Below are 263 nucleotides of genomic sequence, written 5' to 3'. Positions count from 1 at the left end.
GCTTGCCCTTCACGGGCTGGTCGGCGCCGGAGGCTTTTTCCAGCTTGTTCTTCTTTTTTTCCTTCTTGCCCGGCTTGTCGTCTTTGGGGGCCAGCAGCGTGCCGCGGCAGTTTTTGGCGCCGCACCAGCCCGTGAAGGGCAAGCAGCTCAAGAAAGCGCTCAACAAGGAACTCAAGAAAGTCCTGAAGAAGGCCGGCAAGACCGGAAAAGCCGGGAAGGCCGACAAACCAGGCAAAGGCAAAAAGGACTGAGCGGTCCCTGCC

1 protein-coding gene is annotated in these 263 nt (G+C 59.3%); it reads left to right on the top strand.

The features are described 5' to 3' along the window. Positions 1–251: hypothetical protein (locus HMI57_RS18355; RefSeq protein WP_216607707.1), on the top strand; the 251-nt coding region annotated here is incomplete at its 5' end. Between the last annotated feature and the right edge of the window lie 12 nt (positions 252–263).

The organism is Arthrobacter sp. 260 (genome assembly GCF_013116745.1).
GTDB lineage: Bacteria > Actinomycetota > Actinomycetes > Actinomycetales > Micrococcaceae > Arthrobacter_D.
The sequence above is the reverse complement of the archived record's forward strand: the minus strand, read 5'-3'. Positions and strand labels throughout refer to the sequence as shown.